This window comes from Staphylococcus sp. EZ-P03, assembly GCF_003344575.1.
Classification (GTDB): Bacteria; Bacillota; Bacilli; order Staphylococcales; family Staphylococcaceae; genus Staphylococcus; species Staphylococcus simulans_B.
In genome coordinates this window covers 147151-171796 of record NZ_QPMO01000009.1, presented here as the reverse complement: position 1 = coordinate 171796, position 24646 = coordinate 147151, and the positions used below count along the sequence as shown (strand labels likewise).

The window sequence follows — 24646 nt, the reverse complement described above, 5'->3', positions numbered from 1 at the left end:
TTTAAACTAACCAGAATAGTTGTAAGAAAGTACTATCTTACTTAACATACATAATAAAGAAACAGATACAGAGGTTTCAATTTTAGTTTTCGTTTTGGGTATTGTATAATAATGAAGATTGAAATTAGAAATTAGAAGCAAAATAAAAGATAGAGAATACAAATTAGGAGTTATTGAAATTATGAAGTTTACCAATCTAACTACAGCTGAATTTGGAGAATTTACAGATAAAATGCCTTATAGCCATTTTACACAAATGGTCGGCAATTATGAGTTAAAAGTTGCAGAAGGTACTGAAACACACTTAGTAGGTGTTAAAGATAATGATGACAATGTTATCGCAGCATGTTTACTCACAGCTGTGCCAGTGATGAAGTTCTTTAAATATTTCTATTCAAACCGCGGCCCGGTCATTGATTATGAAAATAAAGAATTAGTTCATTACTTCTTTAGAGAACTTAAAAAATATGTGAAACAATATAATGCGCTGTATTTGCGTGTCGATCCATATTTACCTTATCAATACCGCAATCATGATGGGGAAATTACAGGGAATGCAGGAAATGATTGGATTTTCGATAAAATGGCGCAACTCGGTTACGAACACCAAGGCTTTACAACAGGATTCGATCCGATCATTCAAATTCGTTTCCACTCAGTATTAGATTTAAAAGACAAAACACCGCAAGACGTATTAAAAGGCATGGACAGCTTGCGTAAGCGTAATACTAAAAAAGTAAAACGCAACGGTGTCAAAGTACGTTTCTTAGGGGAAGATGAAATGCATATTTTTCGTAAGTTTATGGAAGATACTGCAGAAGCGAAAGATTTTGATGATCGTGAAGATGACTTCTATTACCATCGTTTAAAACATTATAAAGACCGTGTGCTTGTACCGCTAGCTTATATTGATTTCGAGGAATATATCAATGAGTTGAATTCTGAAGAGAAGAATTTAGAAAAAGAAATCAATAAAGCGGAGAAAGATTTAAATAAAAATCCTGATAATCAAAAAGCAGCACGTAAAAAAGAAAACTTGGAACAACAGTTGAAAGCACATCACCAAAAAGTTGCTGAAGCGCGCGACTTGCAGCAGAAACATGGTAATGAATTACCGATTTCAGCAGGCTTCTTTATTATCAATCCATTTGAAGTAGTGTATTACGCAGGCGGAACATCTAATGAATACCGTCATTTTGCAGGCAGCTATGCAGTGCAATGGGAAATGATTAATTATGCGATTAAACACAGTATCAACCGCTATAATTTCTACGGTATCAGCGGTCATTTCACAGAAGATGCTGAAGATGCAGGAGTAGTTAAGTTCAAAAAAGGATTTAACGCAGATGTGATTGAGTATGTAGGAGACTTTATTGCACCTATTAATAAGCCAATGTACAAACTCTATACAACATTGAAGAAAATCAAAGATAGATAAACATAAGGTAGAAGGGAAATAAAGAAATGAAATTTACAGAGTTGACAGTTAAAGAATATGACAATTTTGTGCAGAATCCATCACTCGAAAGTCATTATTTCCAAACAAAGGAAAACATCGGAACTAGAGAGGCAGATGGTTTCGAAGTTGTGTTACTTGGAATTAAAGACACTGACAATCGTGTCGTAGCAGCAAGTTTATTTTCTAAAATTCCAACAATGGGCAGTTACGTATATTATTCCAACCGCGGACCTGTGATGGATTACAGTGATTTAGGTTTGGTTGAGTTTTACTTGCGCGAGTTAGAGAAGTACTTGCGCCAGCATCAATGTTTATACGTTAAAATAGACCCTTATTGGATTTATCAAATCTATGATAAAGATGTTAATCCGCTGCCGGATAGTACTAAAAATGATGCAATTGTGAACTTGTTCAAATCACATGGTTATCACCACCATGGCTTTACAACAAAATATGATACATCAAGCCAAGTACGTTGGATGGGTGTTTTAGACTTAAAAGATGAAACACCGGCATCGCTTAAGAAACAATTCGATAGCCAACGTAAACGTAACATTAATAAAGCAATTAATTATGGTGTTAAAGTGAGATTCTTAGGTGAAGACGAATTAGATAAATTCTTTAAACTTTACCGTGAAACAGAAGAGCGTGCAGGCTTTGTTTCTAAAACAGACGAGTACTTTAAAAACTTCATTGAACATTACGGTGATAAAGTACTTATTCCATTAGCTTATATTGATTTAGATGAGTATATTACATCATTACAAGAATCACTCAATGACAAAGAAGGTCGTCGTGATCAAATGATGGCGAAAGAAAATAAATCAGATAAGCAATTGAAGAAAATCTCTGAGTTAGACAAACAAATCGAACATGACCAAAAAGAATTGCTTAAAGCAAGCGAATTACGTCAAACAGACGGCTCTGTATTAGACTTAGCTGCTGGGGTATACTTTGCGAATGCTTATGAAGTGAACTACTTCTCAGGCGGTTCTTCAGAGAAATATAACCAATACATGGGACCTTATATGATGCATTGGTATATGATTAATTACTGCTTCGAACATGGTTATGATCGTTATAACTTCTATGGTTTATCAGGAGACTTCACTGAAGATAGTGAAGACTATGGTGTATATCGCTTCAAACGCGGTTTCAATGTTCAAATTGAAGAATTAATCGGAGATTTCTATAAACCAATCCAAAAAGTAAAATACTGGATTTTCAATACGTTGAATAATATTCGCCAAAAAGTAAAAAAATAGTTATAAGGATTAGAGAACTAACTAAAGTTAATTAAAAAGCGTGCTTTCTTCAAAATTATGAGGAAAGCACGCTTTTATTATGATTAAATTAGTGTGCAAATGCATCGAAGATATAGTTCAGTCCGATTAAGAGGAATGTAATACCCACAAAGAATGCGATTATATAAGCACCTATGAATGGGTTGAACAGCAAGATGATACCTGCGATAATACCAATGATATTAACAAGTACTGAGAAAAAGTGATATACGTTATTCGTACGCTCTGCTGGTGTCACAGTGAAGATACCTAATATAGAAGCAAAGATAAACCAGAATGCAAGCATATACACGATCGCGACTTGGCCGACATTAGTAAAGACAATGAACAAAATACCGAAAATAATATTTAGAATACCAAGTATCATTAACCATCCGCTAGAAACCCCAACAAAGGATTTTGTTAAACGTCTGAAGAATAATTCCGCAATCCCATTAAAAATGAAGAAAATACCAAATAACCAAGTGATGACTGCTAAGTTTTTCATAGGGAAGCTTACGCTTAAAATACCAATTAATGAGAATAATAAGCCGATGATTACACTTGACCATCTAATGTGATTTGTAGACAAATTCTAACACCTCTTTCATGAAATATATACAATAGTATATAACCTTTAGTGAAAAATTGTGTGTTTAACGCTTATAAATAGATATAAAAAGGTGATAATCAACAAAATAAATGAATTGTATAATAGAAGGGTGTCTATAGTAAATATAAGGGGTAGTTTAAACAGGTGTTTCAACTGCAATTTGTGCGACATAGTTTGTTCCTTTTCGGGTGATACGTAACGTTCCTAATTTACTGGCTTTTTCAATTATATTTCTTTCGTAGTCCGAAATGTGAGCTATAATTTCAATTATTTGAGACTTGCCCTTTACAATAAATGGAACGCTTATACTTGTATGATTAATTGTATAGTTTTGGGTATTCCATACAATAATAGGTCTTTTTAAAACAGGTATCTTTTGATATTGCGTTTTCTTAGCTTGTTTAAAAACTGACTTAGCATCTCTAATTGTTTGATTCTTGACACTGTTGTTTAAAGGCACATGAATATGCTTGGCGGTTTTTATTGTTTGTGTCTGTACTTCAACCATTTCAGCAACGAGTGTATTAACGGTATCAATATATAATCGTGATGATTGTTTGATTAATTTTAGTTGTTTTTTGTTAGGATCTAAAATGATTTTAACTATCAATGCTTGGCTCAAAGTTGTCACCTTTTTCTTTAGTTTTATATAAAATGTTTGATTGTTTCGCTAGAAACATTTCCTGCCGTTAATAATGGAAGAGAAAATATGCGACTTTAAATAAGTATATAATGGAGAAAAAATTATATGAAATAAGTCAACACACCGAGAACGACCAAAATCATGCTGAGCATTGTTGTGATAAGCCATTTGAATTGAGTATTCGAATTTTTTTGGAAATCATCAAATTTAGTTTCAAGCTTAGTCATTCTACCGTCTAATGTATTAAATTTATAGTCAAACTTTCTATCAAGTGTGTTAAAACGTTCATCAATCTTAGCATCAAGTGTGTTAAAGCGTTCATCTATTTTAGTATCCAATGATTGATGAATATCATTTACTTTTGCGTCTAATGCATCAATTTTTTCATTTAAATTCATAAATTGACTATCAATACGCTTTTCAAATTGAATAAATTCATTGCGGGTTACAAATATCGCAAATAGTTCTTTATAGTTTTGAGGAAGTGGTAAGAGGGCGTGTTGTGAATTCATGTTGGTTCATCCTTTCAATCCAATAAGAGTGGGATTTGTATATTTTAAAGTATCTTTAATCTACTTATATATCATAGTCTTACGTTTTTTAGTTATATATTCGTTAATTTATTTGATGAATATATTAACAAGACCTATGATGATGGGAATAGTTGGTATTGCTGCTAAAATAGTAGTGATCAACCATCGAAATTGTGTTTGTGTTTCCTTTTGAAAATCATCAAGGGTTGTCTCAATTCTTCCAAATCTTTTTTCGTGATTATTTAAGACTGCTTCAATTTTTTCAAAATGGGTATCAACGACATCGAAACGTGAATCAATAGCATCAAAACATGCATCAATGTAGTCAAAGCGTTTGTCAATAGCATCGAAACGTGAATCAATAGCATCAAATCGAGTATTAATGGAAACAAAGCATGTATCAACAGCATTAAATCGTGGATCAATAGCATTAAATCTGCGATTCATTTCACTACGCAGTGAATCAAACTTGATATTAAACTCTTTATGCAAACTTTCGAATTTATAATCAATGCGCTTTTCAAATTGGATAAATTCTCTTCTTGTCATAAAAATTGAGAAGTAGTCCCAATAATTTGGAGGAACAGGGGGCATGAATGCATTTTGTGAGGTCATAGATGTTCAATCCTTTCAGTTGTTATAAAAGTGTATGAGGAGTAAGACAAAAAGAAATGAGTTAGTTAGCAATATCATTCATAGAATGCTTATTTAGTTTTTTCTCTATTAAGAATTCAGCATATTCAGTCAAATTACGCTTGATTTTTTCTTGAATGTTTTGATTTAAATGATGCCAATCGTCACTATTATCTATATCTAATTGTATGAATGAATTAGAAGCACTGCTGCTGGATCTTCCTATTAGTTCATCTAAACTGACATGGTACCAATCCGCAATTTTAATAAGCGTACGCAAATCAGGCGTTCTATGATTTTGCTCATAACCTGCATAGGTCGTATTAGCAATATGCAAAGCGTTTGCTACGTCTTGTTGCGTTAATTTATGATTCATGCGCAGTTTTTTTAAAGTGTCTGCTAACATAGTATCAGCTCCTTAAATATAATATATACTCATGACGCGTAAATAGCAAGCTGTATTTATGCAGTTTGTAGTGATACAAGCGTATGTATGATGGTTTATGTACGCATATAGCGTAATTAATTGCTATTGATAAAAGCATTATGCATCATAAGTTTAGAAAGTATGAAAAACAGTGCTTAATATGTTTAGTCAGCAAAAGATGTCAATAAGTATATCATTAGTAAGTGAATTTAAATTCCAATAGATATATTATGTAAACTAAAGTGGGTTATAGTTATAGATCTTTGCAGTTAAGGATATTTAGAATTCAATAATTATGATACAATCATGCTGATTTCTCAAATATTCTAGAAATTAGTATGCTGAGAGAGCGTCTGTATTGCATTGAGAAATTATTTTACAGACAATCATACAGTTAACGTTAGTGGAAATTTGCAGGATCTTAGCAGTTTTATAGTATAGTGATGTTCGGGCTTTATAAGGAATGATCACATGGCTTAATGATAATAACTAATGCTGAGAGAGCTGCTGTGATGCAGCGAGCATTACATATAATGGATAATTACCAATGACGTATAGCTGTGATTGGTAAATGAAGCTGATGATACAGACTTAGGATTATGATTTTTAATTACTAGCTCAGATTAAGTATTAGCATGTTTATAACGATTGAGGTTGCTGAGATAATTGTGAATCAGATTTGAGAATTCAAGTGAATATATAAATGAATCGCTAATGGTAACTAAAACATTACAAGTCAGTAATGTATATCAGATGTCGAAAATAGACTTAAAACCGAGGTAGCTATATGTAATTGTTATTTTCGTTCTTTTAGTTTACATAATATATATTATAGGAAGTTATGTATTGAGCAGAAGAAGTGCCTTTTACCTATACTCTCTTATATATGTTTGTACAAATCTTGCTGCGGTTTGTAATTCATATACTGCAGCTTTGTTACGTGACTTAGTTTTAGGAATTAAAGTTCTGACTTCTGAACCAAAATACGTATTTATGTATTTCATTTCGGACATATCGGACATATTTACAATTATGAAGTTTAAAGATACTAATTACAGGCATAATTTGAGTTGAATATTAGAAGCTGTATATAGAGATTAGTATCTGAGATTTTAGTTTACATAATCCAAGATATTAAAATAAAATATCCGGATGGCCTTTTGCCACCGGATATATGTGATCTATGACTTAGTTTTCATCATAAGCTTGGATAAGTTCTTTTGTATATGCATGACGTGTTGACGCAAATAAATCTTGTGTATTGAAATCATCTACGATGTGACCGTTTTGCAATACAATCATGCGATCGGCAATCTGATTCAGCATGGCGATATCATGTGAAATAATCACCATTGTAGTTTGCTGCTGCTGGTGAATGGCTTTTAATTGTGAAATGAGTTTTTGTTCAGCAACTACATCTAAGCTCGATGTAATTTCATCGCAAATCAATACGTCTGGCTGCAACATAACTGTTCTAAGGACGTTAAAACGTTGTAATTGTCCCCCGCTGACTTGATCTGGATAACGCTCTAACAGTCTTTGTTCGAGATTTAATTGTTTCATCAACGGCAATACAATCGCATCAAAGGAGGATTCAGCGTGTGCATAGTATTTTAAAGGTTCTTTCAATGACGCTCCGAGTGTTAACTTTGGGTTAAAGCTTTGTGTAGCTTGCTGGAAAATCGGTAAAACACGGTCAGTATTCACATCAATGACGCCTTGATCAGGCCGCAAATCGCCAAGGATTAAATTCATTAATGTGGATTTTCCTGAACCTGATTCACCGATTACTCCGATCAGTTCGCCCTTTTGAATATTTAAACTGATATTGTGCAAGACATTTTGTTTATCATACGCAAAACTTAGATGCTTAATTTTTATCATGCACATCATCCTTTCTGACTAAGCGGCTTCTCGCATTTAATAGTTGCTGTGTATAAGGATGTGTCTGCCCTTCTTTGAAATGCTTCAAAGCACCGCTTTCAATAATCGTACCATTTCTTATTACATTAATAGTATCCGCATACTGTATGACATGGGTTAGGTTATGTGTAATCAGCAGTAACGTGGTATCGTGTTCCTCTGCCAGATGTTTAATCAACTTCATAATACGTTGTCCATTCAGCACATCTAGTGATGCCACAGGTTCATCAGCGATAATCAAATCTGGTTCTAACATTAAGACACTGGCAATATATAGACGTTCCAGCTGTCCGCCAGATAACATAAAACGGTATTTTGACAGTATTTCTGTATGCTCTAAATTCACCCAGCTCAGCGCTTTTTTGATTTGACTGAGTGCTTCTTGTTTAGAAACTTTATAATGCGTGCGATAAATTGCGACGAGTTGTTTACCGAGTAATGTATGTTGTGTAAAGCTGTGTGCGTAATCTTGTGAGATATAACCGATTTTATGGCCTAATAAATGCTTAAATGCAGTGACAGGTTCGCCTTTAAATAGAAACTGATCATAACTGACATGCAGATTCGGTGGAGTTTGACCGATTAATGTACTTGCGGTCAAACTTTTACCCGAACCGCTTTCTCCAATCAACACATTCACTTGCCCTTCATTGACAGTAAGATTTAAATGATTAATCAATGTGTGTTGTGAATGATCGGTGATATTCAAATTTTTAATTTCCATTAATGGTTCAGCCATGAATATCCCTTCTTTCTGCTATTCTGTCACGTAATGCATCACCTGCCAAATTGAATAATAAGATAGTAATTGAAATCAGTGCAGCAGGTGCTAATAACATAATCGGGTGTTCCGTAAAGAAATCTCTGCCTGCAGCTAACATAGCACCCCATTCTGGTGAAGGCGGTTGTGCACCTAAACCTAAGAATGATAAAGATGAAATATAGAGAATGATTTTACCGATATCTACTATCATTAAGACAATTAATGAAGGCACAACTTGCGGTAACAAGTGTTTGAAAATAATGATATAACCAGGCGTATGGAAATAACGCGCCAATTTGATATAGTTCTTATTCATCTCAGTATTGACAATTGCACGTGTAACACGTGTATAAGTCATCCAATTAATCATAGTGATTGCTATAACCAAATTCCAAATACTTGGTTTAAAGAAACTGGCAAATGCGATCATTAATACAAAGTCAGGTATACCTAATCCAATATCGATGATGCGCATAATAATCGTATCTATCCAGCCTTTGCGATAGCCGGCAATCAAACCTAATGGGACACCGATAAGTACAATCATGCAAATTGTAAGTAACGTAATAGCCAATGTATAGCGCGCACCGATTACAAGACGTGCGAATAAATCTCTGCCATAATCATCTGTACCTAAGAGGTGCTTCAAACTTGGTCCTTCTAACGCTTCATTTAAATGTACAGTCAATGCTTGGGATGTTGAAACAGTAAACTGCAAGATGATAAGCAATATTAAATAGGCGCCAAAAACATAAAAGATGCTGTTCTTTTTCGTTAATTTCATAATTGCTTCACGCGCCCTTCTGCTTTCTTCTTCCATAACGGCTTGTGTTTTAAATGCTGATATCGTTGTGTCGGATCTAAGAATAAAATAATGATGTCTGCTATCGTATTACCGATGACAACAAAAGCACCTATCATCAATACAGCACCTTGTACAACTGGATAGTCTCTAGAACGAATACTTTCTACTAAAAAGTAACCAATGCCGGGAATATCAAAAAGGTTTTCAATAAGAACCGAACTGCCGATCAATCCGCCAATCGACATCCCTATAATAGAAATAACAGGGATTAAAGCAGGTTTGAAAATATCTTTAAATAAAATATAGCTTTCAGACATTCCCCTGGCACGAGAAGCTTTTACTTCTCTGCTTCTATATAAATCAATCAGTGTCGAACGCATCAATCTTATGTGATAAGCACTCATTCCTATGCTTAATGCAATAATTGGCATGATATAACCTGCAGGTGTATCAATACCGGCCGCAGGAAGGATTTCAAGTTTCTGTGCGAATACATAAATGAACAACATCCCTAAGAAAAATGATGGGATACTGACAAACGCTGAAGTTACAACTCGAATCACACGATCAATCCATGAACGGTAATATACTGCAGCGAGTGTCCCTAACGTTAATGACAGTACGAGTGTAATAAATAACGTCCCAAATGCGATTACCAATGTCGGCGGTGTAAAGTAAATCAATTCACTCAGTACAGGTTCTTGTGTCTGTATACTTGTGCCGAAGTCTAGATGCAGGATATGTGAAAACCATGTCCACCATTGCACAAGTAAAGGCTGATTCAATCCGAGTTGTGCTTTAGTTTGTTCGATTTGCTCAGATGAGACATTCGCAACATCTAAATGCAGCAGTTTATTCACGGGATCGCCTGGCGACAATTTCATCAAAATAAACGTAATAGTAGAAAGGACAAACAATACTAAGATCATTTGTCCTATTCTAGATAGAATTTGTTTAATTATCATTCTTGCTTATCCACCTTTTCATCTATTAAATAGATGTCTTCTGGTGAAACTTTCACATGCTCGACATTTTGATTCATAGCGCTGATTTGGTCGTTATAAGTGATATAACTATTCGGAATATCTTGTTTAGAGACTTTCAGGATCTCATTTGTTAAACGGTCGCGTTCACTTTTATCTACAGTATGATTCAACTGTTCGATTAATTGATCTACTTGTGCGTTGTGGTAAGCCCCTTTATTCACAGCACCGTCTTTTTTGTAGGCCATATTAAAGAAGTAGCCGCTGTCTCCTCGAGGGTATGTACCGAAACTATACATCGAAGCATCCCAGTCTTTTTTGTTTTGCAAGAAGCCTTCTATATCATCTACGTTTTGTATCTTGATATTGATATGTGCTTGTTTTGCATCAGATTGAATCACTTGCAGGATTTTTGTTAATTCTGGACGTCCTGAATAGGATGATACACGCAAGGTTAATGGTTTTTTATCAGAGTAGCCTGCTTTTTCCATTAATTTTTTAGCCTTTTCAATATCTTGCGATGGTACAGATTGATCTTGAATGAAGTCTAAGTTGGTATTGAATGGTCCTTTTGCTGGTTTGGCATAATTATGTGCAACCTTTTGAGTGATTTGTTTACGGTCAATCACTGCATCAAGTGCCGCTCGAACGTCTTTCGTCATTTTCTTGCTCGTATGGTTATAAAGTAATAAAGACGTTCTGTAGCCGGACGCGGTTTCAAGTTTCGCTTTATCCGATTTTTTCACAGATTTGATTTTATCTGTAGGCACATCTTTTGTTAAATCTGTTCTGCCAGATAATACATGGTCGGTACGTGCGCTGCCGTCTTCATTGAATGTGACTTTGATTTGTTTAAGTTTCGGCTTGCCATGCCAATAATCTTTATTTTGACTTAAGCTGATTTGCTGCGTACGTTTAAAGTCTTTGATGGCATAAGGTCCTGTACCTACAGGTGTTTGTTTGATGTCTGTATCTGCTTTTGTATCATAGATTGCTGTAAATGGACTTGCAAGTTCTGAAACAAGCTCTGGATAAGCTTCTTTTGTTTGAATTGTAACTTCTTGCCCATTAGCTTGAATAGATTTTATCGGCAATGTCGCTTTCAGCAGCTCACTCTTTTTCAAGCCTTGTTCTAAGCTGCTTTTGACAGCTTCCCCTGTCAGTTTATGTCCATTTTGGAATTTAATATTGTCTTTTAAAGTCAACTTCAATGTATCATCAGAGGGTTGTTCATATGATTTTACTAAAAGCGGTTGGATTTCCCCTTTAGCTGAAGTTTTAAATAAGGTTTCAGCTGCCCCTACTGTAACTGGAACATCAGTATCATAAGGTGCGAGTGTAGTAGTTTTTAATGGAAGTTCTACATTTAATTGATCCGTATTCGAAGCGGAATGTCCCCCGCTGTTGCTGCATCCTGAGAGCAGCAGTGCGCCTACGGCTAGTGAAGAAAATAACTTTTTCATGGCGACATCTCAGATGAAATCATGTTATGTAATAGACTTGCGCTATTGACTGAGATGCTGTTCACTTCCTTTCTCTCTCTATGTTAATTTACTGCTCAATTATAATACTTCATCAATAATTTTGAAAGCAAGTTAGTTGTTGTATCATAAGAATATAAAATAAAACAAGCCTGTTATGAACCAGACTTGTTAAAGGATACAATTAGTTATTTATTTCTGCGGAATCTATGAAATCGCGAATCTCTCTCTTCTTGTTCGCGCAGTTCCTTCTGCATGCGTTTTTCTAATCTGCGGCGTCTGAAATCGCGTGTGAAATACCAAATCAAGAAACTTTCAATCAAACTGATAATGGCCATAAATGCAGCATAGCCTAATAACGGCTGATAAGTAATCTTAGTAAAGTTTGGTATAAAGAATGCAAGTACGCCCAGTACAATAAAGGTAAAGACTGCAGGTGCTACCCATTTGCCTAAAGCTAATCCGCCGAAAGCAGTAATGATGAGTACCAGTGCAATCGTTATCCATAGAAAGTTCGGCATATCAAAAATCGTCATAATCTAACTCCTCTCAATTCAATCGAATGAGAATTCAATCGTCTATCTTATTATTATTGTACAGTAAAGTGTTAAGAACGTGAATTAAAAGACAATGGGCACCAGATGCGTTCATATCTTGCTTGTTGTATACTTTATTATATAAACTTATATCAAATATTATTTGCAGGGGGAATTCTATATGAGCCAAGGATTACCATTAAGAAAAGATGTTCCTAAGCAAGAGAAATGGGATTTATCCGATCTGTTTGAGAATGACGAAGCATTCTATCAAACACTAGACAAAGTCTTACAAGCAACAGCATCATTTAATGAATCTTACGAAAATCAGCTATCTTCAATTGAACAAGTGAAAGCAGCTTTGCCTGAATTTGTGGAGCTTTTAGTTCAAATCGATCGTTTAGGCAATTATGCAGAAATGCGTTTAAGTGTGGATACTACTGATACTGATGGACAAAAGCTCAGTGCGAAACTCAGCACTTCATACGGTAAAATTGCAAGTCAGCTTGCATTTGTGGAATCAGAAATTTTAGCGTTATCTGATGAACAGCTCGATACATTAATCGCAGAAACACCTTATCCGCATTACCTTACAAAATTAAAACATCGCAAACCTTATCAACTCTCTTATGAAGTTGAAAAGACACTTGCTTCATTATCACCGACATTCAGTGCGGCTTATGATATGTATGGTATTACTAAAATGCTGGATATTCATTTTGAACCGTTTGAAGTAGATGGACAAACTTATCCGTTGGACTACCCTACTTTCGAAAATGAATATGAAGATAATCCGAATACAAAATTCAGACGTAAAAGCTTTAAATACTTCATCGATGCATTGCGTAAATATCAAAATACAACAGCAGCAATTTATAATACACATGTACAGCAAGAGAAAATTGAAGCGGACTTAAGAGGTTACGATTCAGTTATTGATTATTTATTAGAAGAACAAGAAGTAACAAGAGAAATGTATGACCGTCAAATTGATGTCATCATGAGTGATTTGGCACCGGTAATGCAGCGCTATGCTAAATTACTTCAAAAAGTACATGGCTTTGACCATATGAAATTTGAAGACTTGAAAGTATCGATTGACCCTGATTTTGAACCTGAAATATCAATCGAAGATTCTAAGCAGTATATTTATAATGCATTAGGTATTTTAGGCGACGATTATCTTAAAATGGTACAAGCAGCTTATGAAGACCGCTGGATTGATTTTGCTCAAAATAAAGGCAAAGAAACAGGCGCATATTGTGCCAGTCCATTTGCTTCTCATAGTTATGTCTTTATTTCATGGACAGGCAAAATGAATGAAACCTTTGTGCTTGCACATGAATTAGGACATGCTGGCCACTTTAATCTCGCGCAGCAACACCAAAACTTCTTAGAGTCAGAAGCTTCTATGTACTTTGTAGAAGCACCTTCTACAACAAATGAAATGCTAATGTCGAATTATCTCTTTAAAAACAGCGATGATCCGAAATTCAAACGCTGGGTAATCGGCTCTATCATATCCAGAACGTATTATCATAATATGGTTACACACTTATTAGAAGCCGCATATCAAAGAGAAGTTTACCGTTTAGTGGATCAAGGCGAATCATTAACAGCACCTGTATTAAATGAAATTACTCGCAAAGTCTATCAAGACTTCTTCGGAGATGCTGTGGAAATTTCTGAAGGTGCAGAATTAACTTGGATGCGTCAACCGCATTACTACATGGGCCTTTATTCTTACACATATTCAGCTGGTTTAACTATCGGTACAGTGATGTCTCAACGTATTAAAAATGAAGGACAGCCGGCAGTTGAAGATTGGTTGAATACACTTAAAGCAGGCGGAAGTTTATCACCGGTTGATTTAGCGAAAACAGCAGGCATCGACATTACTACAGATGCGCCGCTGCGTGAAACAATCAGTTATATCAGCAGTCTAGTAGATGAGTTAGAATCATTAACAAAAGAAATAGAACAAGCATAGAACTTTGTTGAATAGAATATAAGCATAAAAGAACAGGGATACTGCCGGAGTAAGCAGTATCCCTGTTTGTATTTGAAAGTTGTTTATTTTTAGACGTAAGATTCGTAAGTTTCGCCTGTAATATAGTAATAAATATTTTCAGCGATATTTGCGATATGATCTCCCATACGCTCTAAGTGTCTTGCTGCTAAATGTGCTTGACCAGCAACGAATGGGTCATTATCAATCAAATAAGTCGTATTGACGATATCTTTATAAAGGTCGTCAATGTCTTTATCTCTTTCGATGATTTCAAGGATAAGCGTAACGTCTTTATTTTTAAAAGCCGTATCTAAATCCTTTAACATGAGTAAAGCTAAGTCCCCCATTGTTTTCAGACGTGTCAAAATGTAATGGTCGGTAATTTTAACACGTTTGCGGATCTTCGCAATGCTTGCTGCATTATCTCCGATACGCTCGAATTCTGATGCAATTTTAAGTGCTGCAATCATCATTCTTAAATCTGTCGCAATAGGTTGTTGTTTTGTAATCAGCATAATTACTTTTTCGTTAATTTCATCTTCTAATTGGTTAATATCTAAGTCACGTTTAATGATTTGACGTGCGAAGTTGCGATCATCTTTATTTAATGATTGCACTGCACTGTCGATACTGTAGTAGACTTTAACTCCAAGATTGTGCAAATCTTGGATTAAGTCTTTTAACTGCTCTTCGTAATGCTGACGAATAACAGTCATTAACCGAAACGTCCTGAGATATAGTCTTCTGTTTGTTTGTCAGAAGGATTAGAGAAGAGCTTGTCAGTATCATCATATTCATTAACGTAACCATTTAAGAAGAATGCTGTTTTGTCTGAAATACGTGCTGCTTGTTGCATGTTATGCGTTACCATGATGATTGAGTATTGTTCTTTTAATTCTTGAACTAATTCTTCAACTTTTAAAGTTGAGATCGGGTCAAGTGCTGATGTTGGTTCATCCATTAAGATAACATCAGGTTCAATAGCTAAACATCTAGCGATACATACACGTTGTTGCTGACCACCTGATAAACCATATGCGTTTTGGTGTAATCTGTCTTTTAATTCATCCCAAATTGCTGCGCCGCGTAATGATTTTTCTACGATTTCATCTAAGATTTTTTTGTCTTTGATTCCGTGGATTTTCGGTCCGTAAGTGATGTTGTCATAGATTGATTTAGGGAATGGGTTCGGTTGTTGGAACACCATACCTACGTTTGTACGTAATTTTTCAACAGATTGTTTGCTGCTGAAAATGTCGTTGCCGCGGTAAAGGATTTTACCAGCAGTTTTTACAACCGGTACAAGTTCAACCATTCTGTTTAATGTTTTAATGTAAGTTGATTTACCGCAACCTGAAGGTCCGATAATTGCAGTTACATTGTTTTCTAAAATATCTAAGTTGATATTTTTTAATGCGTGGTTGTCGCCATACCATAAATCTAAATTTTGTGTAGAGTACACGATTTCTTTAGATTGCTGAGCAATACCTGAATCGTGCGGCTTAACATTTGCTGAGACACTGATGTGGTTGTCATTTTCATGTCCTTGCAACTCTTTGTTAAGTTCTGTCTTGTCTTGTCCTTGTTTTTTGTCTTGAACTTTATCCATGTTTCAAAACTCCTTTGCTAAAAATATTCGTGAGCTTTTTAAGTGTTGACTTAATATTTCTTACTGAATTTATTTCTTAAGAAGATAGCTAATCCGTTCATTGCTAGAAGCAATACAAGTAATACGATGATACCTGCTGATGCAACGTGCTGGAATGCTTCTTGCGGTAATTTTGCCCAGTTGTAAATTTGGATCGGCATTGCTTGGAATTGGTCGAAAATGCCGCTTGGTAATTTTAATAAGATTGTTGGAATACCGATTAAGATTAATGGTGCTGTTTCACCTAATGCACGTGAAAGAGATAAGATGAATCCTGTTAAGATACCAGGTAAGGCAGCTGGTAATACAATTCTGTAGATTGTTTGCCATTTGTTGCCGCCAAGTCCATAACTTGCTTCACGTACTGATTTAGGTACTGCACGAATCGCCTCTTGGCTTGATACGATAATAACCGGCAAGATCAGTAATGACATTGTCAAAGCTGCTGCTAAAACTGATTTGCCTAATGATAAAGCGTCGATGCCCATACCACGTACGAAGATTGTAAGACCTAATAAACCGAATACGACTGAAGGTACACCTGCTAAGTTTGAAATACTGATTTTCACAAAGCTTGTGAAAGCATTGTCTTTCGCATACTCTTCAAGATAAATTGCTGTACCTACACCTAAAACAATTGAGATAGGAATGATAGTAATCATTAACCATAAAGTTCCGACTAATGCACCTTTAATACCTGCCATTGATGGCATTGAAGATGAGAAGTTCGTAAAGAATGTCGGTGTCAAGTATGGTAAACCTTTATATAAAGTGTTGACTAATAAGGCTGCTAGCACGACTAATCCGATAAGTGTACAAGCAAAGAATGCCCATTTCAGTACTTTGTTTGTAGTTAAACGAGATGATAGTTTCTTTTCAACTTGTTGTTGATTGACAAGCGCTCTGCTATTTCCTGTGCTATTTGTAGTTGTTGTACTCGCCATCTTAATACTCCTCTCTGAAACGTTTTGAAATCCATTGAGAGATTAAATTCATTACTAGTGTGAAGAGGAAGAGTGTGAACCCTACTGCATAAATACTGTAATAAATATCAGAACCGAACGTAGCATCACCTGTTGCTACTTGTACGATATAACCTGTCATTGTTTGGATTGAACCAGTTAATTTAAATGTTGAGTCTGGTGTAGAACCTGCTGCTAAAGATACGATCATTGTTTCACCGATTGCTCTTGAAATCGCTAATACGATTGAAGCAACAATACCAGAGATAGCTGCTGGTAATACGACTTTAGTTGACACTTCAAATTTTGTTGCACCTAAACCTAACGCACCTTCACGGATTTTGTTTGGTACAGAAGCCATTGCATCTTCACTTAAACTTGTGATTAACGGGATAATCATAACCCCTACTACAAGTCCTGGTGAAATTGAGTTGAAGCTTCCGAGTTCTGGGAAAATCGAACGTAACAATGGTGTTACGAAAGTTAATGCGAAGAAACCGAATACGATTGTCGGAATCCCTGCTAAAATTTCAAGAACTGGTTTAATGATTTTACGCATTCTGTCTGTTGCATATTCGCTAAGGTAAATTGCTGCGCCTAATCCGATCGGTACTGCAAATAATGTCGCAATTACTGTAACTTTCAAAGTACCTAAGATTAATGCCCAAATACCATATTTAGGACTGCTTGAGAATGGGTTCCATTCTTTAGTGAATAAGAATTCTGTGATTGAAACACGTGTGAAAAATGTAATTGTTTCTGTTAATAGAGTGAAGAGAATACCAATCGTTGTTAAAATCGATATGACTGCGATAATCGCTAAAATAATAGGAACGAATTTATCACTGAAGCCTTTTTTCTTTCTTTGGTTGTTGGCAATCATCTCTCTCACATTTTGTTGAGATTTCATAATCCTTTCTTCCTTCCCTTGGAAAAATAATAAGTTATTCTAAATTAAATTGTGTATCATTATTTTTAAACAAGTACACCCGAGACACAGCTCGGGTGGACAAGTGCATATTGAGTGTAAGATATAAAATCTTACTGCTTATTGATGTTCAACTTGAGTAGTGCTGTGAATTATTTAGTTGATTCTTCTAATTTTTTAAGTTGCTCATCATAAGTTTTTTCAGGTAATGCTACGTAACCAGCTTTTTCTGCTGATTTACCTTTATCTTCTAATACGAATTTAATGAATGTGCTGAATGCTTTGTTGTCTTTTAATTTTTTATCGCTAGTGTAGATGTATAAGTCACGGCTTAGAGCGTAAGATCCATCTTGGATAGTTTTCTTAGTCGGCTCGATTGATTTACCGTCTTTACCTTTGATTTTAACTTCTTTTAATGAGTCTTTGTTTTGTTCGTAGAAGTTGTAACCGAAGTAACCAACACCGTTTTTATTGTTTTTAACTGATTGTACGATTACGTTAGTATCAGCATTTTTCTCAGCTTTGATATCTTGTTTGTTCATAACTTCTTCACTGAAGAAATCGTAAGTACCATGTGATTGGTTTGGTGAGAATGCTTTGATTTCTTTTGCAGGGAATTTAGGGTTTACATCTTTCCAAGTTTTAGCTTGACCAGAATAGATTTTTTTCAATTCATCTACAGTTAATTCTTTAACGAAGTCGTTGTCTTTGTTAACTGCGATTGTTACGCCGTCTTTAGCAATTTTCCATTCTGTGTACTTGATGCTTTTCTCTTCTAATTTCTTTTTCTCTTCAGGTTTGATTGGTCTAGATGCATTTGAGAAATCAGTTTCGCCAGCGATGAATTTTTCAAAACCGCCGCCAGTACCAGAAGTACTTGATGAAACTGTAACGTTCGGATATTTTTGAGCAAATTTCTCATTTAAAATTTCAATAATTGGTCCTACAGTTGAAGAACCGTCGCCTTTCACTTCGCCTTTTACTTCTTTGTCCTTGCTTCCGCCACCGTCGCTGCTTCCGCCGTTACCACCGTTGCCACATGCGCCTAATAATAATGAAGCTCCAATTACTGTAGTACCTAAAACTTGCCATTTTTTCATGATAAGAAATCCTCCTAAAAATAAACATTTGAGCGTTAAGAGTTATGTGTGCTCAAGCTGTATGTAATTACTTTCAACACCTATATTACATATGGATTGTTAATTACAAATAGAGGAATTGTAAATAAATCATTAATGCGAACGAACTTTAAATTTACAATCTTTACAAAGTTAACAAATGGCTTATAAACCTTGTCACAACAACGTTTTAATATTTCGTTAATATTACTTTCATAAATACTCAACGTGAATTTCACGAAAATTTTTTCGAATAAATTTGAGCTTTCTTTGAAATTATCTTGATAAGATCCATTTATATCGCAGAAGATATGATTTTGAGGGCTTTTTTTACAGGGGTATTACAACAAAAAAGAAAAAACTAGGATACGACTACCCTAGTTTTTAACATCTTACATATTTTATTGTTCTTCTGATTGGGCAATTGCTTCGCCTTTTTTCGTTAAGCTGATTTTGCCTGTTTCAATATCAATGATTTTCTTCTTATATAAATGACCGATAGCACGTTTGAATGCACCTTTGCTCATATTGAAAACTTCTTTGATAGCTTCAGGGCTGGATTTATCCCAAAACGGCAGCTCGCCATCATATTCTACTAATAAGTCAAAGATGACCTGGCCATCGTCATCTAAACGTTCATGCGCAAAAGGCAAGAATGATCCGTTCAATTCGCCTTTTTCATTGTGTCCGATGATTCGAACTTCAACAGCTTCTCCTAATCTCGGTTCTGCTTTTCTTTCGCTTTCGTGCACGAAAATTTTGTATCCGTCTTTAGAAAGTAAGAAACTTCCTATTTTTAATACACGGTACGGTCTTGCTTCTACCATTTGGTTTTGCATTGAGTCATCATGAATCGGTGTATACATTTGGCTGACGATAGTTTCTGATGCAAGTCGAGCAAACATTTGCTTTTCGCTGTCGATTCTTAGTGTTGCTAAAACATAGTCGCCGTTTTGCGGCCATAGTGATTTTACTTTTGGAAGGTCTTCCCAAGGAATTAATACTTCTCTAGGCAATCCTGCGTCTACCTTTGCGCCGTCGCGGTCTGTTTTTAATACTTTGACATAGTCATATTTTGTAGTTGTGATATCCGGCATGTTTTGTGTCGCAAATAAATCGCCGGAACGGTTAGGATAAATGAAGAAACTGTATTCTTCACCTATTTCTAATTCATCTTCTTCATTTACTTCTGATTGATTCAGTTTTACTTCTTCGCCATTCGGGCCTTCTAATTGGTAAGTTGAACCGTTCAAACCTGCTACTTTGAGAAATTCAATTGATCCAATAATATCGTTATCTTTTAAAGCCATAATAACTCCTTCCACTTTCTGTATTAGAAACATTATAACATGCCAGCCTTTTGTATAGACAGAAGTTCTATAGATTCCTTGTATAATAGAAGAAAATGAGTAAATAAACGCCTTATATCGAAAGGAAAGCGTTAATGTGGTATAATTCATGCGTTAGAAATATCTATTAATGGAGGAAATTCATGTTACAAGTTACTGATGTAAGTTTGCGATTTGGCGATCGTAAATTGTTTGAAGATGTAAATATCAAATTTACAGAAGGTAATTGCTATGGTTTGATTGGTGCAAACGGTGCAGGTAAATCTACTTTCTTAAAAATTCTATCTGGTGAATTAGATTCACAAACTGGCCATGTTTCAATGGGTAAAAATGAAAGACTTGCGATCTTAAAACAAGATCACTTCGCTTATGAAGATGAACGCGTATTAGATGTAGTTATTAAAGGTCACGAGCGTTTATTCGAAGTGATGAAAGAAAAAGACGAAATTTATATGAAACCAGACTTCAGTGATGAAGATGGTATTCGCGCAGCAGAACTCGAAGGCGAATTCGCAGAAATGAACGGTTGGAATGCTGAAGCAGATGCAGCTACCCTGCTTTCAGGTTTAGGTATTCCAGCAGACTTGCATGACAAAAAGATGTCTGAGTTAGAAAACAATCAAAAAATTAAAGTTTTGCTTGCACAAAGTTTATTCGGCGACCCGGATGTGTTATTACTCGATGAGCCTACCAACGGTTTAGACATTCCGGCAATCAGCTGGTTAGAAGACTTCTTAATCAACTTTGAAAATACAGTTATCGTTGTTTCTCACGACCGTCACTTCCTAAATAATGTGTGTACACATATTGCTGACTTAGACTTCGGCAAAATCAAAGTTTATGTCGGAAACTACGACTTCTGGTATCAATCAAGTCAGCTTGCTCAAAAAATGGCGCAAGAACAAAACAAGAAAAAAGAAGAAAAAATCAAAGAACTGCAAGACTTCATTGCACGTTTCTCTGCCAACGCTTCTAAATCTAAACAAGCGACAAGCCGTAAGAAACAATTAGAAAAAATCGAGTTAGATGATATTCAACCATCATCACGTCGTTACCCATTCGTTAAGTTCACGCCAGAACGCGAAATCGGTAATGATTTATTATTCGTTGAAAATGTATCAAAAACAATTGATGGTGAAAAAGTATTAGATAATATTTCATTCACTATGAATCCTAATGATAAAGCAGTACTTGTCGGCGACAGCGAAATTGCGAAAACAACATTGCTGAAAATTTTAGCTGGCGAAATGGAACCAGATGAAGGTACAGTTAAATGGGGTGTGACAACATCTCAAACTTACTTCCCTAAAGACAACTCTGAATACTTCGAAGGTGTAAATCTGTCATTAGTAGATTGGCTGCGTCAATATGCACCTGAAGATGAGCAGACTGAAACATTCTTACGCGGTTTCTTAGGCCGCATGTTATTCAGCGGCGAAGAAGTTAAGAAAAAAGCAAATGTGCTTTCAGGTGGAGAGAAAGTACGCTGTATGTTAAGTAAAATGATGCTTTCAAGTGCTAACGTATTGTTAATGGATGAGCCGACAAACCACTTAGACTTAGAAAGTATTACAGCAGTCAATGATGGATTGAAATCATTTAAAGGTTCAATTATCTTCACATCTCATGACTTTGAGTTTATCAACACAATCGCAAATTGTGTAATCGACTTAAATCCAAAAGGCGCTGTTTCTAAAGAAATCAGTTATGAAGAATACTTGAAAGAAACTGGTGTATTAAACTAAATTTCAATTTAAATTTAATTTTGGGAGTTAAAGTATAGCTTTAACTCCCCTTTTTATGTTTAAAGCAGATAGAACTGTCTATTTATACTGTATAACAGTTGATTTGATAACAGACAATGAAAGTATCAAGGTATAAATTACTCTTAATTAGTAAATAAGTTCAGAATTTAGGTTTTTTTCTGTAAATTTCCAAAAATCTTAAATTTCTGGTTTACATCCCTATTGGAACTATGTATAATGTGATACATACTAATTAATTGAATAGTTTTTTGATGAGGCGCATCAATCATCAGTAATTGCTTTAAAGACTGTCTGTCGCAGTTGGCAATGAAAGGGTGAGATGCCGAAATAATCATAAATGCAGAGTTATGATTGTTGGACTTTCAGGTTAAGAGCTAAGGGTCTGTCATTATTATCAAATAATGGAGTGCATCACTTGTATATAAATTATCAAGCAAGTTCGCATTCCGGACTTGCTTTTTTTATATATGTGATTCTCCCCCGATAATTGAGGAGGATAAGTATAGAATGAAGAGAAGTGTTTTAAAATTCGGCGGTTCGTCTGTCAGTGATTTTACGAAAATTAAAAATATTGCTGAAATGCTGAAAGAAAGAATAAATAATGACGAACAATTAATTGTCGTGGTCAGTGCAATGGGAAAAACAACTGACCAATTAATGGAAAATGTAGCTGCGCTTACCAGTGCACCGAAACAACAAGAGCTCGCCCTCTTATTAACTACTGGTGAACAGCAAACGGTTTCCTATTTGTCTATGGTACTCAATGATATTGGGGTGAATGCCAGAGCGATGACAGGTTATCAAGCCGGAATTAAAACAGTTGGACATCATCTGAAAAGTAAGATTGCAGAAATCAATCCAGAGACTTTTGATAAGGCATTTGAAACGAATGATGTTTTAGTTGTAGCAGGATTCCAAGGCATCAATGATGAATTCGAACTGACAACTTTAGGCAGAGGCGGATCTGATACAACAGCTGTTGCGCTTGCTGCAGCGAATGATACACCGTGTGAAATTTATACAGATGTAGACGGTGTGTATGCTACCGACCCTCGAATTTATAAAGATGCTAAGCGGTTAAGCTTTGTTTCTTACGAAGAAATGATGGAAATGAGTGCACTTGGTGCTGGGGTTTTAGAAACACGAAGTGTGGAATTAGCCAATAATTACAACATTCCATTGTATTTAGGAAGAACTTTATCAAATGTGGAAGGAACGTGGATTATGTCACAAACAGAATTATTAGAGAAAAAAGCAGTTACAGGTGTAGCGTTGGATAGAAACATGATGCATGTCACTATCAGCTATCCCCTATCAGACAATCAACTATTAACGGACTTGTTTACAGAATTAGAAGTGGGTCAAGTCAACGTTGATATGATTTCGCAAATTGTAAATGTTGAAGGCTTGCAGCTTTCATTCACAATTAAAGATACAGATTTAACGCAAATCCAAAGTATTTTTGATAAATTGTCAGAAAGTTACCAAGCTTTAGACTTCAAATTAAATGATGCTTACGCTAAAATTTCATTGATTGGGTCAGGAATGAGAGATATATCTGGCGTTGCATCTAAAGCTTTCATCAGTTTGATTAATGCAAAGATTCCATTTTATCAGACGACAACATCTGAAATCAGTATTTCATATGTTATTGATGCTGAAAATGGAGAACGTGCTGTTAAAGAACTTTATGAAACATTTGATATTTAATCAATTCGATCGCATCTAGAATCAGAAGTACGAGAAGGATTAACAGAGCCTTCCTTAAATAATAATATGGAGTGAATTAAATATGACAAAATTAGCAATCGCAGGAGCAACAGGATTAGTTGGTAGTAAAATGTTAGAAACAGTTGACCGTAAAAATATTCCATTTGATGAACTTGTATTATTTTCTTCAGCAAGATCTGCTGGTAAAGAAATCGAGTTCCAAGGCAAAACATATACTGTTCAAGAGTTAACAGAAGAAGCGGCAAAAGAACATTATGATTATGTATTAATGAGTGCCGGCGGCGCAACAAGCGAACACTTCTCCCCTATTTTCGAAGAGGCAGGCGCTATCGTTATCGATAACTCAAGCCAATGGAGAATGCATGATGATGTAGATTTAGTTGTACCTGAAGTGAACGCACCTAAATTCACTAGAGGCATCATCGCTAACCCGAACTGCTCAACAATCCAATCTGTCGTACCTTTAAAACCATTACAAGACAAATTCGGTTTAAAACGTGTTGCTTATACAACATATCAAGCAGTATCAGGTTCAGGTTATGCAGGTAAAGATGACTTGTTGAACGGTGAAAAAGGAGAAGCACCAAAAACTTATCCTCACCCTATTTATAACAACGTATTACCGCATATCGATGTGTTCTTAGAAAATGGTTATACAAAAGAAGAACAAAAAATGATTGATGAAACACGTAAAATTTTAAACTTGCCTGATTTAAAAGTAACAGCAACTTGTGTACGTGTACCTGTATTAGACAGCCACAGTGTTGAAATGGACGTTACTTTAGATAAACCAGCGACAGTAAAAGAAATCCAAGAATTATTCGATAATGATGATCGTGTCGTACTTATCGATAATCCGGAAAACAATGAATATCCTTTAGCAATCAATTCAACTGGTAAAGATGAAGTGTTTGTCGGACGTATCCGTCAAGATGATTCATTAGATAACACATTCCATATTTGGGTTACATCAGATAACTTGCTTAAAGGTGCAGCATTAAACACAGTACAAATTCTAGAACAAGTTTTATCAATGAAAGGAGTTTCTTAA

General features: G+C 35.3%; 23 protein-coding genes and 1 riboswitch. Of the genes, 6 read left to right on the top strand and 17 right to left on the bottom strand.

All coding sequences use genetic code 11. The annotated features are described in order from the left end of the window. The first annotated feature begins 181 nt into the window (after positions 1 to 181). Positions 182 to 1438: an aminoacyltransferase gene (locus DVJ99_RS05040; protein ID WP_114603395.1), complete on the top strand. Its 1257-nt coding sequence runs from the start codon at positions 182 to 184 to the stop codon at positions 1436 to 1438. Positions 1439 to 1464: 26 nt separating this feature from the next. Continuing rightward, the gene (locus DVJ99_RS05035; RefSeq protein ID WP_105992839.1) at positions 1465 to 2724 is read left to right on the top strand and encodes an aminoacyltransferase; all 1260 of its coding nucleotides are present in this window, start codon (positions 1465 to 1467) and stop codon (positions 2722 to 2724) included. An 88-nt stretch (positions 2725 to 2812) separates the two neighbouring features. Here DVJ99_RS05035 and DVJ99_RS05030 read toward each other — a convergent pair whose 3' ends face one another. The 11 genes from DVJ99_RS05030 to DVJ99_RS04980 form a co-directional block, all read right to left on the bottom strand. Then, complete coding sequence (locus tag DVJ99_RS05030; protein ID WP_114603394.1) at positions 2813 to 3334, bottom strand: HdeD family acid-resistance protein; 522 nt, start codon at positions 3332 to 3334, stop codon at positions 2813 to 2815. A gap of 157 nt (positions 3335 to 3491) precedes the next feature. Continuing rightward, positions 3492 to 3977, bottom strand: a complete 486-nt coding sequence (locus DVJ99_RS05025) for a hypothetical protein (RefSeq protein ID WP_114603393.1) — start codon at positions 3975 to 3977, stop codon at positions 3492 to 3494. Positions 3978 to 4099: 122 nt separating this feature from the next. Continuing rightward, complete coding sequence (locus DVJ99_RS05020) at positions 4100 to 4510, bottom strand: hypothetical protein (RefSeq protein WP_114603392.1); 411 nt, start codon at positions 4508 to 4510, stop codon at positions 4100 to 4102. Positions 4511 to 4618: 108 nt separating this feature from the next. Further along, entirely contained in the window at positions 4619 to 5080 is a 462-nt protein-coding gene (locus DVJ99_RS05015) for a hypothetical protein (protein WP_162912137.1), read from the bottom strand. Between the two features lie 127 nt (positions 5081 to 5207). Beyond that, positions 5208 to 5570 carry a helix-turn-helix domain-containing protein gene (locus tag DVJ99_RS05010; protein ID WP_114603390.1) on the bottom strand — a complete coding sequence of 121 codons (363 nt, stop codon included), beginning with the start codon at positions 5568 to 5570 and terminating at the stop codon, positions 5208 to 5210. Between the two features lie 1209 nt (positions 5571 to 6779). Then, on the bottom strand, positions 6780 to 7475 hold the full coding sequence (locus DVJ99_RS05005) for an ABC transporter ATP-binding protein (RefSeq protein ID WP_114603389.1): 696 nt from the start codon (positions 7473 to 7475) through the stop codon (positions 6780 to 6782). After that, positions 7462 to 8253, bottom strand: a complete 792-nt coding sequence (locus DVJ99_RS05000; protein ID WP_114603388.1) for an ATP-binding cassette domain-containing protein — start codon at positions 8251 to 8253, stop codon at positions 7462 to 7464. The genes DVJ99_RS05005 and DVJ99_RS05000 overlap by 14 nt, the downstream gene beginning before the upstream one ends. Further along, on the bottom strand, positions 8246 to 9061 hold the full coding sequence (gene nikC / locus DVJ99_RS04995) for a nickel transporter permease (protein WP_114603387.1): 816 nt from the start codon (positions 9059 to 9061) through the stop codon (positions 8246 to 8248). The genes DVJ99_RS05000 and nikC overlap by 8 nt, the downstream gene beginning before the upstream one ends. After that, positions 9058 to 10044, bottom strand: coding sequence for a nickel ABC transporter permease (gene nikB / locus DVJ99_RS04990; protein WP_481900532.1), 987 nt, complete (start codon positions 10042 to 10044; stop codon positions 9058 to 9060). The genes nikC and nikB overlap by 4 nt, the downstream gene beginning before the upstream one ends. Continuing rightward, positions 10044 to 11528 carry a nickel ABC transporter substrate-binding protein gene (gene nikA, locus DVJ99_RS04985; protein ID WP_114603385.1) on the bottom strand — a complete coding sequence of 495 codons (1485 nt, stop codon included), beginning with the start codon at positions 11526 to 11528 and terminating at the stop codon, positions 10044 to 10046. The genes nikB and nikA overlap by 1 nt, the downstream gene beginning before the upstream one ends. A gap of 206 nt (positions 11529 to 11734) precedes the next feature. Further along, positions 11735 to 12082 carry a hypothetical protein gene (locus DVJ99_RS04980; RefSeq protein WP_105992828.1) on the bottom strand — a complete coding sequence of 116 codons (348 nt, stop codon included), beginning with the start codon at positions 12080 to 12082 and terminating at the stop codon, positions 11735 to 11737. Positions 12083 to 12263: 181 nt separating this feature from the next. Here DVJ99_RS04980 and pepF point away from each other — a divergent pair, with 181 nt between their 5' ends. Then, entirely contained in the window at positions 12264 to 14072 is a 1809-nt protein-coding gene (pepF, locus tag DVJ99_RS04975; protein WP_114603384.1) for an oligoendopeptidase F, read from the top strand. A gap of 89 nt (positions 14073 to 14161) precedes the next feature. Here pepF and phoU read toward each other — a convergent pair whose 3' ends face one another. The 6 genes from phoU to DVJ99_RS04945 form a co-directional block, all read right to left on the bottom strand. Beyond that, complete coding sequence (phoU, locus tag DVJ99_RS04970) at positions 14162 to 14809, bottom strand: phosphate signaling complex protein PhoU (protein WP_114603383.1); 648 nt, start codon at positions 14807 to 14809, stop codon at positions 14162 to 14164. Further along, complete coding sequence (gene pstB / locus DVJ99_RS04965; RefSeq protein ID WP_240430810.1) at positions 14809 to 15702, bottom strand: phosphate ABC transporter ATP-binding protein PstB; 894 nt, start codon at positions 15700 to 15702, stop codon at positions 14809 to 14811. Before pstB ends, phoU begins: the two co-directional genes overlap by 1 nt. A gap of 50 nt (positions 15703 to 15752) precedes the next feature. Then, positions 15753 to 16685, bottom strand: coding sequence for a phosphate ABC transporter permease PstA (gene pstA / locus DVJ99_RS04960; protein WP_114603382.1), 933 nt, complete (start codon positions 16683 to 16685; stop codon positions 15753 to 15755). A 1-nt stretch (position 16686) separates the two neighbouring features. Beyond that, positions 16687 to 17613 carry a phosphate ABC transporter permease subunit PstC gene (gene pstC, locus DVJ99_RS04955; protein WP_105992824.1) on the bottom strand — a complete coding sequence of 309 codons (927 nt, stop codon included), beginning with the start codon at positions 17611 to 17613 and terminating at the stop codon, positions 16687 to 16689. Between the two features lie 170 nt (positions 17614 to 17783). Then, positions 17784 to 18731 (bottom strand): phosphate ABC transporter substrate-binding protein PstS family protein, encoded by a 948-nt coding sequence (locus DVJ99_RS04950; protein ID WP_114603381.1) that lies wholly within the window; start codon positions 18729 to 18731, stop codon positions 17784 to 17786. Positions 18732 to 19150: 419 nt separating this feature from the next. After that, positions 19151 to 20059, bottom strand: a complete 909-nt coding sequence (locus DVJ99_RS04945) for a CvfB family protein (RefSeq protein ID WP_105992822.1) — start codon at positions 20057 to 20059, stop codon at positions 19151 to 19153. Between the two features lie 182 nt (positions 20060 to 20241). Between DVJ99_RS04945 and DVJ99_RS04940 the strand changes: the two genes are divergently transcribed. The 3 genes from DVJ99_RS04940 to DVJ99_RS04930 all read left to right on the top strand — a co-directional run bounded on the left by DVJ99_RS04940 (position 20242) and on the right by DVJ99_RS04930 (position 24646). After that, the gene (locus DVJ99_RS04940) at positions 20242 to 21843 is read left to right on the top strand and encodes an ABC-F family ATP-binding cassette domain-containing protein (protein WP_114603380.1); all 1602 of its coding nucleotides are present in this window, start codon (positions 20242 to 20244) and stop codon (positions 21841 to 21843) included. Between the two features lie 264 nt (positions 21844 to 22107). Next, positions 22108 to 22284: riboswitch (Lysine riboswitch) on the top strand. 87 nt (positions 22285 to 22371) lie between these two features. Then, the gene (locus tag DVJ99_RS04935) at positions 22372 to 23574 is read left to right on the top strand and encodes an aspartate kinase (protein WP_105992821.1); all 1203 of its coding nucleotides are present in this window, start codon (positions 22372 to 22374) and stop codon (positions 23572 to 23574) included. Between the two features lie 82 nt (positions 23575 to 23656). Next, positions 23657 to 24646 carry an aspartate-semialdehyde dehydrogenase gene (locus tag DVJ99_RS04930; RefSeq protein ID WP_114603379.1) on the top strand — a complete coding sequence of 330 codons (990 nt, stop codon included), beginning with the start codon at positions 23657 to 23659 and terminating at the stop codon, positions 24644 to 24646.